14 protein-coding genes are annotated in these 11,672 nt (G+C 61.6%); 5 read left to right on the forward strand and 9 right to left on the reverse strand.

Translation table 11 applies throughout. The annotated features are described in order from the left end of the window. Nucleotides 1-60: 60 nt before the first annotated feature. The 4 genes from RHE_RS07170 to RHE_RS07185 all read right to left on the reverse strand — a co-directional run bounded on the left by RHE_RS07170 (nt 61) and on the right by RHE_RS07185 (nt 2,085). On the reverse strand, nt 61-816 hold the full coding sequence (locus RHE_RS07170) for a hypothetical protein (RefSeq protein WP_042118176.1): 756 nt from the start codon (nt 814-816) through the stop codon (nt 61-63). Between the two features lie 16 nt (nt 817-832). After that, nucleotides 833-1,090, reverse strand: coding sequence for a hypothetical protein (locus RHE_RS07175; RefSeq protein ID WP_020920882.1), 258 nt, complete (start codon nt 1,088-1,090; stop codon nt 833-835). Nucleotides 1,091-1,193: 103 nt separating this feature from the next. Continuing rightward, nucleotides 1,194-1,610 (reverse strand): TIGR02301 family protein, encoded by a 417-nt coding sequence (locus RHE_RS07180; protein WP_011424741.1) that lies wholly within the window; start codon nt 1,608-1,610, stop codon nt 1,194-1,196. A gap of 58 nt (nt 1,611-1,668) precedes the next feature. After that, complete coding sequence (locus RHE_RS07185; protein ID WP_041678853.1) at nt 1,669-2,085, reverse strand: NUDIX hydrolase; 417 nt, start codon at nt 2,083-2,085, stop codon at nt 1,669-1,671. Between the two features lie 183 nt (nt 2,086-2,268). Between RHE_RS07185 and RHE_RS07190 the strand changes: the two genes are divergently transcribed. After that, complete coding sequence (locus RHE_RS07190) at nt 2,269-2,589, forward strand: YnfA family protein (RefSeq protein ID WP_041678603.1); 321 nt, start codon at nt 2,269-2,271, stop codon at nt 2,587-2,589. A 65-nt stretch (nt 2,590-2,654) separates the two neighbouring features. After that, nucleotides 2,655-3,419, forward strand: coding sequence for an SOS response-associated peptidase (locus tag RHE_RS07195; RefSeq protein WP_042118178.1), 765 nt, complete (start codon nt 2,655-2,657; stop codon nt 3,417-3,419). 152 nt (nt 3,420-3,571) lie between these two features. On the opposite strand, the gene RHE_RS33470 is transcribed toward RHE_RS07195, so the two are convergent. The 3 genes from RHE_RS33470 to RHE_RS07205 form a co-directional block, all read right to left on the reverse strand. Beyond that, nucleotides 3,572-3,718 (reverse strand): hypothetical protein, encoded by a 147-nt coding sequence (locus tag RHE_RS33470; RefSeq protein WP_020920886.1) that lies wholly within the window; start codon nt 3,716-3,718, stop codon nt 3,572-3,574. A 282-nt stretch (nt 3,719-4,000) separates the two neighbouring features. After that, complete coding sequence (pssA, locus tag RHE_RS07200; RefSeq protein ID WP_011424745.1) at nt 4,001-4,846, reverse strand: CDP-diacylglycerol--serine O-phosphatidyltransferase; 846 nt, start codon at nt 4,844-4,846, stop codon at nt 4,001-4,003. Between the two features lie 55 nt (nt 4,847-4,901). Beyond that, entirely contained in the window at nt 4,902-5,600 is a 699-nt protein-coding gene (locus RHE_RS07205) for a phosphatidylserine decarboxylase (protein WP_011424746.1), read from the reverse strand. A gap of 371 nt (nt 5,601-5,971) precedes the next feature. Here RHE_RS07205 and RHE_RS07210 point away from each other — a divergent pair, with 371 nt between their 5' ends. The 3 genes from RHE_RS07210 to RHE_RS07220 are packed head-to-tail and all read left to right on the forward strand — an operon-like array spanning nt 5,972 to nt 7,296. Continuing rightward, nucleotides 5,972-6,286, forward strand: coding sequence for an ArsR/SmtB family transcription factor (locus tag RHE_RS07210; RefSeq protein ID WP_011424747.1), 315 nt, complete (start codon nt 5,972-5,974; stop codon nt 6,284-6,286). After that, complete coding sequence (locus RHE_RS07215; protein ID WP_011424748.1) at nt 6,283-6,642, forward strand: SRPBCC family protein; 360 nt, start codon at nt 6,283-6,285, stop codon at nt 6,640-6,642. The genes RHE_RS07210 and RHE_RS07215 overlap by 4 nt, the downstream gene beginning before the upstream one ends. Before the next feature lie 45 nt (nt 6,643-6,687). Next, nucleotides 6,688-7,296 carry an ATP-dependent Clp protease proteolytic subunit gene (locus RHE_RS07220; protein ID WP_011424749.1) on the forward strand — a complete coding sequence of 203 codons (609 nt, stop codon included), beginning with the start codon at nt 6,688-6,690 and terminating at the stop codon, nt 7,294-7,296. Between the two features lie 226 nt (nt 7,297-7,522). On the opposite strand, the gene RHE_RS07225 is transcribed toward RHE_RS07220, so the two are convergent. Further along, nucleotides 7,523-9,400, reverse strand: coding sequence for an ABCB family ABC transporter ATP-binding protein/permease (locus RHE_RS07225; protein ID WP_011424750.1), 1,878 nt, complete (start codon nt 9,398-9,400; stop codon nt 7,523-7,525). Nucleotides 9,401-9,609: 209 nt separating this feature from the next. Beyond that, nucleotides 9,610-11,664, reverse strand: coding sequence for a LysM peptidoglycan-binding domain-containing protein (locus tag RHE_RS07230; protein ID WP_042118181.1), 2,055 nt, complete (start codon nt 11,662-11,664; stop codon nt 9,610-9,612). Between the last annotated feature and the right edge of the window lie 8 nt (nt 11,665-11,672).

Raw genomic sequence — 11,672 nt, forward strand, 5'->3', positions numbered from 1 at the left:
GAGGTATGACTTCGGGACGTGGATCGCAAGCGTCATGCGAAAAACGCATGCGAGGCGGCGTCAGTCGCCCGCCGTGAAAAATTTCCACTTGCCGTCAGGCGTAATGCCGAGGCGGTAAAAATTATATCCGCCGAATTCCTGCATGTCGGAAAGGTCGCCGGCGGTGACGATGCGCAGCAGCTCGACTCGCTCCGGCGGCGTCAGCGACTTAAGGTCCTTCTCGGCGAAATAGGGCCAGACATACATGTCGTCGGCTGTGCCCTGGCCGACATGAACGAAACCGGTCGAGACGATGTCGAGCATGATGGCGAGAATTTCGTCTCCGTCGGGATCACCGGAGAGATCTTTCAGCGTGCCGATCGGGTCGTCGGTCGATTCGCCTACCGTCACCTGCGTCTGGTCTTTACCGGTGCCCATCAGCGGCCGCAGCCGTTCGAGATCGCCGGAGGCGGCGGCCTCGACGATCTGTTGGCGCATTTTGCGAACTGGCTCGGGCGCCTTGTTGATGTCGTAAATCACCTCGACCGGCTTGGATGCGTCCTGGGCGCCCGGCGTCTTGTCGACGCCCTGACTGTTCTGACTGTTGACCAGCGGCTCGGCCATGGGAACGCCGGGAGTGGTGCCCTGAGTCTGGTTCTGCCCCTCAGCGCTTCCCTGTGCAGGCGGCGCCTCGCCGGAGGCCTGGCCGGGGATCTTGTGGAGTTCGGAAAGCGCGTAGGCCGAGGGCGCGAGGAGGACGTTGCCGGTGGCAAGGCTGAACGCAAGCAGCACCGGCGCGAGCCGAATTCGCGAAACTTTCTCTTTACCGATGCGCATCGAACTCTCTGAATGATTATTGCAGGGTGCGGTTGGCGGAGAATTCGCCGGCAAGCATACGGTCGCGCAGCGAATCGAGCAGAGCTTCGGCGCTGTTTTCCCCGTGCAATCGGATGGTTTCGCGCAGGGCATGCGCGATTGCGGCATCAGCGATGATCTCTGGTTCGATCCCGTCGGCCATGCCGTCGGCCCAAGCCTCGTTCTGGTACTCCAGAGCCGCCTGCATCTTTTCGTGGACGATCATGTCGTCGATGTCGTTGAGGCTTGCTTCCATTGTTTTTTCCTCAGAACTTCTCATGTCTTACTGCACCGTTAATAACACTAACAGCCTTTTCCCAAAACGACACGCCCGCATGCGAAAACAGGTTAATTAAACGTCAATTTCCAAAGCGCGAGGTAATTTCTGTGGCGAGTGTTGCACCTTCGTTACGGTAGCGCTCTTCTGCCACGATGGCCGCCGCGGTGCAATCCGTATAGACGGAAGCGAAGGCCCGGTAGCCGCGATTGAAGGCGGCGGTCAGCCTTTCCTTGCGCTGCGGTTCGTTGCCGGTCTCCGAATCGAGCAGCTGCTTCATGCCTTCCCGCCACTCATCCCCGCCCGGCGCTTTGCAAAGCGTTCTCAGATAATGCACCGAACCCAGCACTTCGGCGAGCCGCGCCAGCTTGTCGTCATAGGGCACGGTCGCGATCGGCGGCGCAATCTCCTCCTGCACAGGCGCCGAATTCTTGCCCTGAGCCATGGCGGGGCCGGCAAGCACGAGCAGGGACAGGACAACGCGTCGAGCGGGAATCATGCTGCCAGTTGATACGTTGAGCGTGACGGCAACAAGGCGCGCCTGAAAGTTTCCACTTCTATTCGCCGCTCGCCAGCCGTTCCGCGCATTCGAGCACGCTTTGCGGCACAGGCAGCCGCCGGATCTCCTCCACCGTATACCAGCCAAGCGCCGCCGCATCGTCGGCGGCTTCCGCCACCATTTCCCGGTCGGCGTCGACGCAAAAGACCGACAGGAAGAAATGGCTCCTGATGCTGCCATCCGGACCATGCGTCTTCAGGTCATAGGTCGAAAACAGCCGCGGATTATGCGCCGAGATGCCGGTTTCCTCGCGGAACTCCCGCAGCGCCGTCTGCTCCGGCGTTTCGCCCGGCTCTGCGCGGCCGCCGGGAAAGGCATACATGTCGGCAGAGGGCGGATTGCGTCGCAACACCAGAAGGAATCGCCCGTCGCGTTCGAGAATGGCGGAGGAGGCCAGTTTGGCGGTTGAGATCATAAGGCTGCCCTCGTTGTGACGATCGATTCTATCGCATAGACCGATTGTTGCATCCCGCCGCTTCACGGCTTCCGCAATTTCGTGTGGGCGGGCTCGGAAGACAAGGCCCGAGAGGCGGTGCAGCGGTTCCCGCGATGACGACATGTGTGCGACAAAGATTCCAGATTTTCGAAAGGGCTTTGCGTGACCTATATCATCTACGCCTTTGCCGCCGTTTTCGAGATTGCCGGCTGTTTCGCCTTCTGGGCGTGGCTGAAGCTCGAAAAGCCCGCCTGGTGGTTGGCGCCGGGCATGATCTCGCTCGCGCTTTTCGCCTGGCTTCTGACGCTGGTGCCGAGCGATGCCGCCGGTCGAACCTTCGCAGCCTATGGCGGCATCTACATTCTTGCCTCGCTCTCCTGGCTGTGGCTGATCGAAGGCCGCGTGCCCGATCGTTATGATATCGGCGGTGGGCTGATCTGCCTTGCCGGCGCGAGCGTCATCCTTTTTGCGCCGCGAGCCTGAAACACGTCATGCACAAGCATGCAGTGCGCCTTGACCGGACTCGGGCCGGGTGCAAAGACAGGCCGATGTGTGGACGTTTCGCCCTGACAAGTTCCAGCGCCGACCTGCGCAACTTCTTCTCCGGTCTCGATCTCGACGATTTTCCGGCCCGCTACAACATCGCCCCGACGCAGCCGATCCTCGTCGTCATCGCAGGCGAGGGCAGGGAGAGGGGCAGCAATCTGCCCGACCGGCGCGCCGTACTCGTGCGCTGGGGCTTCACGCCGGGCTGGGTCAAGAACCCGAAGGATTTCCCGCTGCTGATCAACGCACGCGCCGAGACCGCGATCGGCAAGGCCTCGTTTCGGGCGGCGATGCGTCATCGACGCGTGCTTATTCCGGCCTCAGGTTTTTACGAATGGCATCGCCCGTCAAGGGAGAGCGGCGGCAAGCCGCAAGCCTATTGGATCAGGCCGCGCCAGGGCGGGGTCGTCGCCTTCGCCGGACTGATGGAGACATGGGCTTCGGCCGACGGTTCGGAGGTCGACACTGGTGCGATCCTGACAACGTCAGCCAATGCGGGCATCTCCGCGATCCACGATCGCATGCCTGTCGTCATAAAGCCGGAGGACTTCTCTCGCTGGCTCGATTGCAAGACGCAGGAACCGCGCGAGGTGGTCGCCCTGATGCAGCCTGCTCAGGGCGATTTCTTCGAGGCCATACCAGTTTCCGACAAGGTCAATAAGGTTGCTAATATGGGACCGGACCTGCAGGAGCCGGTCGTCATCGAAAGACCGCTCGAGGCTTCCGCGAAACAAAGGCCGAATCACGGCCAACTCAGCTTTTTCTGAAAACGGGATCGCCGCTTCCGGCACGGCGGCCCGTTCGGCTCACCCACGATGCCGGAGGCATGTCACAAGAGCCATGCCGCAGTCTTGGGATGGCGCCATGCCGGAAACCGGAACGTGAGGCGCGGATGACCGCGGTTCGGAAGCTCGGCGCTTCAAGCGGATTTCTTGACACTGTCCGGCTTGTTCTTTGCCATTAGCGATGCCGCGGCAACGGCCTTCAAGCCGACCGGGCGATAGTTGGCGGCGAGGTCTGGCTTGGCCGCCTGTTGGTCGCCGGTACTGCTCTTCTTCGAAGTCACGATACTCTCCTTGCGTGTTGCTTCCCTGGGAATTTTGTATTTTCGCTTTTCGTCAGAAATAGCGACAAAACGGCGGCGTCGCCTATCAGGATTTGTGAACGCCCACCATAATTCGCGAGGCTTAACTGAAGCCTACGTTGGTTAATACTTACTGAAGGGAGCGGTTCCACAAAAAAACGCAAAGCCTTTTCCCCGGGAAAACGCGTGGGCCTATATCCGGGAACAGGTGACAACGGGGAGAGAAGCAATTCCGGGCCAGGGGAATCTGGAAGCGCGCGCAGGTCAGATGTGCCGGCCGATATCGTCATCTCCGACGCCGGGTTCTTCGATCGTCAGGGTCCCATATTTCCGCTGCCACTTCCGCGCACCGAAGGGGAGCGATACGAGATAGGCGGCAACGGTAAAGACCATCACCTCCCAGGTGTAGCTCATCAGAAGAGCCACATAGAGCACGACGCCGAGCATCATCGGCAGCACCAGATCGCGCCGCAAACGGTTGCCTTCCGATTTGCCCGACCAGACCGGCAGCCGGCTGATCAGCAGGAAGGCAATGGCGACGGTATAGACCGAAGAGAGATAGGCGAAGGTGCGGTCCGTCGCCAGGCCGAGGAAGCCGAGATAGACCGGCAGCAGCACCAGCATGGCGCCGGCCGGCGCGGGCACTCCGACGAAATATTCCGATTGCCAGCTCGCCTTGTTTTCGCGCTCGGCCATGACATTGAAGCGAGCAAGGCGAAGCCCGGCGGCGATCGCATAGATCAAGGCGGCGATCCAGCCGAGCGAACGAGCCTGATCGAGGGCAAAAACGTAAACGACAAGCGCCGGCGCGACGCCGAAATTGACGATATCGGCAAGCGAATCCATCTGTGCGCCGAACTTCGAAGTCGCCTTCATCAGCCGCGCCACGCGCCCGTCGATGCCGTCGAGGAAGGCGGCGAGCAGCACCATCGCGACGGCGAGCTCGTAACGGTTCTCGAAAGCGAGCCGGATGCCCGTCAACCCGGCGCAGATCGCAAGAATGGTGATGAGATTCGGAAAGACGAGACGGAACGGAATCTCGCGCAGGCGCGGGCCTCGGGCGGAATCATCCGGCCCGTTTGGCTCGAAAGGCGGAAAGGGTGTTTCCATGTCGCGTTCCAATCGTTCCTAGAGCAATTCCGGCAAAGGCGCGAGGTTCCGCGCCTTAGCTGTGGCGGCTGATGACCGGACCCTTGGCCGAGGCGAATTCGGCGATGACCGTTTCCCCGGCAATCGCCGTCTGGCCGAGCGAGACGCGGGGTGCCGCACCGGCGGGCAGGAACACGTCGAGCCGCGAGCCGAAACGGATCAGTCCGAAACGTTCACCGGCGTCCAACGGCTCGTTGGTGTTTGCCCAGCAAAGGATACGCCGCGCCACGAGGCCGGCGATCTGCACGACGCCGATCTGGCCGTGCCGCGTTTCGATCACCAGTCCGTTGCGCTCGTTGTCCTCGCTCGCCTTGTCGAGTTCGGCGTTGACGAAGCTGCCGGAGCGGTAGTTGATGCTCACGATGCGCCCGCGCATCGGCGCTCTATTCACATGGCAGTTGAAGACGTTCATGAAGACCGAGATGCGCAGCATCGGCTCGGAGCCGAGGTCGAGCTCTGCCGGCGGGGTCACCATCTGGATCGCCGAGACCTTGCCGTCGGCGGGAGAGATCACGAGATCGTCGTCCTGCGGGGTCACGCGCTCGGGATCACGGAAGAAATAGGCGCACCACAGCGTGAAGATCATGCCGATCCAGAAGAGCGGCTTGAAGATCCAGCCCAGCACCAGCGAGGCGACAAAGAAGGCGGCGACGAAGGGGTAACCCTCCTTGTGCACGGGCACGATCGTGTTGCGAACCGTGTTGAACAGGCTCATGGCTGCCGGTCTCCTTGCGTTTGGTTCTTTGCTGGTTAGCGAAAAACCAGCTCCTGAGCAATGCTACGACCCTGGGCCTGGTTCCGCGGTCGTGGTTCTGAACAACAAAAGCCGGTAACGCTACCGAGCGACTAACGTAAATGTGGAATCGCTAAGGTTTTATGATCCAACTTTGTAGCTTTTGACCGCCCCCGGCCCGATGCGACATCAGACGATCGCAAAATTCGGTCGCTCGCAAACGGGTTTTGCGACAGGAGTTCCTCTCATTTTTTGATGGCTGAAGTCAGTCGTTGAACCCAGGATTTCCGCCGCAACAGAAAGCCGCCTCCAAATAGCTTGCGAATCGCATAAGTACGTGCTTATGTGTTCGCATGATCGAGAATGATTTTTTCCGGGCTTTGGCAGACCCGACCCGCCGTGCGATCTTTGAGAAGCTGGCGGCAGGCAGCATGAACGCTAGTGCCTTGCGCGAGGGCATGGAGATAAGCCAGCCGGCGATGTCGCAACACCTCGCAGTTCTGCGCAGGGCAAAGCTCGTGAGGGAAGAACGACAGGGGCGTTTCGTGAATTACGAAGTCGATCCCGATGGATTGGCTCTCATCGCCCAGTGGCTCGCAAAATACCGCGCCTATTGGCCGGAGCGTATCGCAGCACTCAAAGTCTTGCTGAAGGACATGGATCAATGAACGAAGGGAAGACCAAGGAGCAGGATAGCGGCGTCGAACTGGAGTTTGACTTGGGCGATCCGCCGCAAAAGGTCTGGCGTGCTGTCACCATTCCCGAACTTCGGGAAAGATGGTTGCCGAAGGAGGCATTGGCTGACCCCGATGCGATCACCGTCACCCCCGGCCAGGAAGTTCGCTACAAGTTGCGTGACGATAACCCGCCTTTCCTTGAAAGCACCGTGACGTTCACGGTCACCCCGAATGCCACTGGCGGCACCTGCCTTCGGATCGTCCACGAACTGGCGGACACAAGATTCCATGGAAAGGCAAGAACGCCGGCGAACAGCAACAGCCCGCTCCTCATGCTCGCCGCCTGACGCGGCGAGCCTCCCGCGAAAATTCTGAAAGTCAGGAGGTCGCCGATGCGCGAAGCGATGCAACTCGTCCCTATGGTCATAGAACAGTCCAGCCGGGGGGAGCGATCCTTTGATATCTACTCCCGGCTTCTGCGCGAGCGGATTATCTTCCTCAATGGCGAGGTGAACGATACCGTTTCGGCCCTCGTCTGCGCGCAACTGCTGTTCCTGGAAGCGGACCCCGAAAAGCCCATCAACCTCTATATCAATTCGCCGGGCGGCGCCGTGACCAGCGGCCTGGCCATGTACGACACCATGCGCTTCATCCGTGCGCCGGTTCATACACTTTGCATGGGGACGGCCCGTTCGATGGGATCGTTCCTGCTGATGGCAGGTGAACCCGGCGAAAGAGCCGCATTGCCCAATGCCAGTATCCTCATTCACCAGCCCTCCGGTGGCTTTCAAGGGCAGGCTTCCGACATGCTGATTCATGCCGAGGAAATTCTAAAGACCAAGCAACGCATGACGCGGCTCTACGCGGAGCATTGCGGACGTTCTTACGAAGACTTCGAGCGCGGGATGGATCGCGACCGCTTCATGACGGCGGAGGAAGCGCTTGAATGGGGTCTTATAGAGCGTATTCTGAAGGTTCGCGAAGACACGAGCAGCCTATGAGCCTTGCCGCAAAATCCCATTAGAGCGACACTTGTTTTCTCAACTTCTGCGATGTCACAGAATAGGGGCGGCAGCCATAGTGGCCGCGTCTGGCGCATATGCCATCGTGGTTCAAAGATCTCCGGCTCATGCAATAGCCTCGATGACCGGCCTTAGAGGGGGATACTGATCGCTCCGACGATTCCACATTTACGCTAGTGACCGGGTAACACCACCGCCTCCCGCTTCAGTTTGCCGGGGCAAGCCGCGTGATTACGCCCATCTCGTCGCTCTCGCGCACCTGCTTCAGGTGTTCCTCCGCCTGTGTCGCCTCGCGCTGACGGTTCCACATCGAGGCATAGAGGCCGTTCCGTTCGAGAAGGGCGGCATGCGTTCCGCGCTCGGCGATCTCGCCGCTTTTGAGCACGATGATCTCGTCGGCGCCGATGACGGTCGAAAGCCGGTGGGCGATGACCAGCGTCGTGCGGTTCTTCGAAACAACGTCAAGCGCCGTCTGGATTTCCCGTTCCGTCGTCGTGTCGAGCGCCGATGTCGCCTCGTCGAGGATCAGGATCGGCGGCGCCTTGAGGACGGTGCGGGCGATCGCCACCCGCTGCTTCTCGCCGCCCGAAAGCTTGAGGCCGCGCTCGCCGACCTTGGTCTCGAACCCTTCGGGGAGCATTTCGATGAAATGCGCGATCTGCGCCACTTCGGCGGCGGCATAAATCTCGTCGTCGCTGGCCGAGGTGCGGCCGTAGCGGATATTGTAGGCGACTGTGTCGTTGAAGAGCACGGTGTCCTGGGGCACCATGCCGATGAGAGAGCGCAGGCTCTTCTGCGTCACCGTGCGGATATCCTGCCCGTCGATGGTGATGGCGCCGCTCTGGATATCGTAGAAACGGTAGAGCAGCCGCGATAGCGTCGACTTGCCGGCACCCGACGGCCCCACGACGGCGACCGTCTTGCCGGCCGGCACATCGAAGGAAATCCCCTTCAGGATCGGGCGGGCCGGATCGTAGGCGAAGTGCACGTCCTTGAAGGAGATCGCACCTTTGCCGATCCCGAGCTCTGCCGCATCGGGCGCGTCCTTGACCTCGGCTTTCACCTCCAAGAGGTCGAACATCTGCTCGATGTCGGTCAGACCCTGGCGGATTTCGCGGTAGACGAAACCGATGAAGTTGAGCGGCACGGAAAGCTGCAGCAGCATCGAATTGACGAAGACGAAATCGCCGACGGTCTGCTCGCCGCGTTGCACCGCCAGCGCCGACAGCACCAGCATGATGGTCGTGCCGATGCCGAAAATGACGCCCTGGCCAAAATTCAGCCAGCCGAGCGACGTCCAGACATCGGTCGCCGCCTTCTCGTAGCGCTCCATCGATTTGTCGAAGCGTTTGGCCTCCATCTCCTCATTGCCGAAATATTTGACGGTTTCGAAATTGAGCAGGGAGTCGATCGCCTTGGTGTTGGCGTCGGTGTCGCTGTCGTTCATCGACCGGCGGATGGCGATGCGCCAGTCGGAAGCGCGGATCGTGAACCAGATATAAGCCCAGACGGTAAAGCCGGTGACGGCCAGATAGGAGAAGCCGTAGCCCCACCAGAATATCACCGCCGTCAGCAAGAATTCGATGACGGTCGGAACGGAATTAAGGATCGTGAAACGCACGATCGTCTCGATGCCCTTGGTGCCGCGCTCGATGATGCGCGACAGCCCGCCGGTCTTGCGCTCCAGATGGAAGCGCAGCGACAGCTCGTGCATATGCACGAAGGTCTTATAGGCAAGCTGGCGCACCGCGTGTTGCCCGACGCTGGCAAAGAGCGCGTCGCGCAGCTGGTTGAGCCCGAGCTGGATCAGCCGGGTGACGTTATAGGCGATGACAAGGGCGATGGCGCCGGCAAGGAGCGGTGGCACTGCGCCGGCAAGGTCCATCCTGCCGTTGAGCGCATCGGTGGACCACTTGAAGAAATAGGGGACGAGCAGCAGGACGAACTTGGAGACCAGCAGAAAGACCGAGGCCCAGATGACACGCATCTTGAGGTCGGTTCGCCCTGCCGGCCACATATAGGGCCATAGGTTGAAAAGTGTCCGCAGCAGGTGTGATTCCGAGACTGTCTTGCCGTTTGCCATGCCGTGTCTCCAGTCCGGATGATTTGATTCGATGTCCGGCAAGGCGTGGGGGCAGGGACGCGCCTGAAGCGCTTGCCCAAATCCCGAACCGCCACCGCCAGATAAGGTGTCGGACCGACGAATGCAACACGCGCGGACTTGAGGAAAAGCGAAGCCGGGCGTTTCTCCCGCCCGGCTTCATCAGGTGGCGTTACCCAGACGCCGCCCTTTCAAAGGTGCTGCTTGGAGAGCCGCTTGCGGTGCAGCTCCTCGGCATTCGGTAGTGCGTCCTTCGGCAGGCCGAAAATCTGGCCGGGACGGATGCGATCCGGGTCGACGATTTTGTCCTCGTTGGCGATGTAGATTGTCGTATAGCGCACGCCGAGGCCATAGGTCCGGCGCGAGATCTGCCACAGCGTGTCGCCGCGGCGGATGATGACCGCCGCATTGTTTGCCGTCAGCGGCGCCTGTTCGATCGTCTTCGGCTGATCGCCGGCGGCGTCGTTTGCACCAGGTGCGGGCGCATCGGTCAGTTCGCCGATGATCGCACCCAGCCCGTCGAGGCCGGCGCCGACGGATTTCGCGTCCTTCGGCAGATCCTGCAGCACTTTCAGCGCCTTGGCGGCGGTCTGCGAGGAGGAGCCGGAGGCCTGCTTGAAGCTGTCGGACGCGTCTGCCGACGGGCGGAAGTCTGCGACCGAGCGCAGAGCGAATTCCGTTGCCGAGCGCGCCGCCGCCAGCTGTTCGGCGCCGGGCAGCTTGCCATCGGCAAACAGCCCCTTCAGCAGACCGAACGCCTTGCCGGCTTCGGCCTTGAGCTTGCCGAGCTCACCTTCGTCGAGCGGCACCATCGAGGAAGCGCCATTTGCATCGGCGGGGCCGACTTGAGCGGCAACCCGCACCTGGTCGCCCGCCGGGCGATTGAAGTTCACTGCGGCGCGCACAATTACCTTGCCCGTGGGATCGACGACGTCGACGCGGATCTTATGGTCGCCGACCGAGAGGGCCGCAACGCCGTCGATGACGAAATGGCCGTCGGGGCCGGCAATATCCTGGCCGACAAGGCTATCGTCGGCATAACCAAGCACCTTGGCATTGGCGCGCGCCGTCCCGGCGATGAAGATCTTGTTACCCTCGATCTCGACGGCATTGACCATCACATCGGGCGCAATCGTCTTGTCGGTTCCGGCAGCACCGGGAACGGCCGGCGCCGCATCCGTGCCGCCGGCGGAGGCGTCCGGCAGGCCGGGGGTCTGCAGCGCCAGTTCGCCGGTCGGTGCAGCTGTCGCAGGAGCGTCGGCCGCAGCGGGAGCAGCCGCGGTTTCGGCGGTTGCCGGCTTGCCGGCAGGCGTCGCCATCGGATTGGATGCGTCGGCGACCTCGGTTTCGCCCTTCGGCGCCGTGATGATGCGGCTCGCTGCACCGGGCTTGGAGACCATGGCGAGCAGGTTGGCGGCATTGCCGTCCTTCGGCACGGAAACGGTGGCGACTTCTTCGGAAAGCGCGACCTTGCCATCCTTGCCCGTCACCTTGAGCGCGAGCTGGTGGTCCCCGGCCGGAAGCGGATCGTCGAGAACGGCGGCGAAATCGCCGCTCGGGCCGACATCGGCCGTCGTAACCACCTTTTCGCCGTCGAGCACTTCGAGCTTGCCGTTCGGCTCGGCGGAGCCGGCGATGACGGTCGATCCATCAGGCTCGACCCGCAGGACGTCGAAGGCAGGAAGTTTCGGGCCGGCATTCGCGGCTGCCGTGGTCGCGGCAGAGGCTGGCTCGGGCGCGCCGGTCAGAGCGGCTTCGGCCTTGGCAATCGCGCCAGGCGCATCCGCCATGTTTTCCGGCAGCGACTGCACGATGGCGAGCGCCTTGGCGCCGCCTTCCTTAGCCTTGGCGGCAATGGCTTGTGTTGCGGGATCGATGCCCTCGGGGACGGTGAAGCCGACAAGTGCGGTGAGCGCATTGACGGCCTTGGTCTTGGCGGCGGAGAAGACATCGACGGCCGGGCCTTTGCCGTCGGCAAACAGCGTCTTGATCTCGCCGAGCGCCACGCCGGCGTCGGCCGAAAGGCGTCTGACCTGATCGGCGACCGCAGCCGAGTCGGCCACGGCAGAGCGTGATGTCTTTGCCGCTTCGTTAACCGTGTTCTTGAGCTCCGTGCCTGCCTGGTTGATGGCGTCGCCGACTTTGGATGCATCACCGCCGATGCGCGGCATGACGACAAATACCATCAGTAGGATTGCGATTACGAGCACTGCAAGGGCCAGCAAGCCGGCACGGTTCTTCATCATTATGTCTC

Origin of the sequence: Rhizobium etli CFN 42, from assembly GCF_000092045.1 — a bacterium.
In the GTDB taxonomy this organism is placed as follows: Bacteria; Pseudomonadota; Alphaproteobacteria; order Rhizobiales; family Rhizobiaceae; genus Rhizobium; species Rhizobium etli.

What these genes read in the sequence shown, in the direction of transcription:
- RHE_RS07230 (WP_042118181.1), bottom strand. Translation starts at nt 11,664, where the DNA reads ATGATGAAGAACCGTGCCGGCTTGCTGGCCCTTGCAGTGCTCGTAATC.
- RHE_RS07170 (WP_042118176.1), bottom strand. Translation starts at nt 816, where the DNA reads ATGCGCATCGGTAAAGAGAAAGTTTCGCGAATTCGGCTCGCGCCGGTG.
- pssA (WP_011424745.1), bottom strand. Translation starts at nt 4,846, where the DNA reads ATGGAAACACCCTTTCCGCCTTTCGAGCCAAACGGGCCGGATGATTCC.
- RHE_RS07210 (WP_011424747.1), top strand. Translation starts at nt 5,972, where the DNA reads ATGATCGAGAATGATTTTTTCCGGGCTTTGGCAGACCCGACCCGCCGT.
- RHE_RS07175 (WP_020920882.1), bottom strand. Translation starts at nt 1,090, where the DNA reads ATGGAAGCAAGCCTCAACGACATCGACGACATGATCGTCCACGAAAAG.
- RHE_RS07225 (WP_011424750.1), bottom strand. Translation starts at nt 9,400, where the DNA reads ATGGCAAACGGCAAGACAGTCTCGGAATCACACCTGCTGCGGACACTT.
- RHE_RS07220 (WP_011424749.1), top strand. Translation starts at nt 6,688, where the DNA reads ATGCGCGAAGCGATGCAACTCGTCCCTATGGTCATAGAACAGTCCAGC.
- RHE_RS07195 (WP_042118178.1), top strand. Translation starts at nt 2,655, where the DNA reads ATGTGTGGACGTTTCGCCCTGACAAGTTCCAGCGCCGACCTGCGCAAC.
- RHE_RS07180 (WP_011424741.1), bottom strand. Translation starts at nt 1,610, where the DNA reads ATGATTCCCGCTCGACGCGTTGTCCTGTCCCTGCTCGTGCTTGCCGGC.
- RHE_RS07205 (WP_011424746.1), bottom strand. Translation starts at nt 5,600, where the DNA reads ATGAGCCTGTTCAACACGGTTCGCAACACGATCGTGCCCGTGCACAAG.
- RHE_RS07185 (WP_041678853.1), bottom strand. Translation starts at nt 2,085, where the DNA reads ATGATCTCAACCGCCAAACTGGCCTCCTCCGCCATTCTCGAACGCGAC.
- RHE_RS07215 (WP_011424748.1), top strand. Translation starts at nt 6,283, where the DNA reads ATGAACGAAGGGAAGACCAAGGAGCAGGATAGCGGCGTCGAACTGGAG.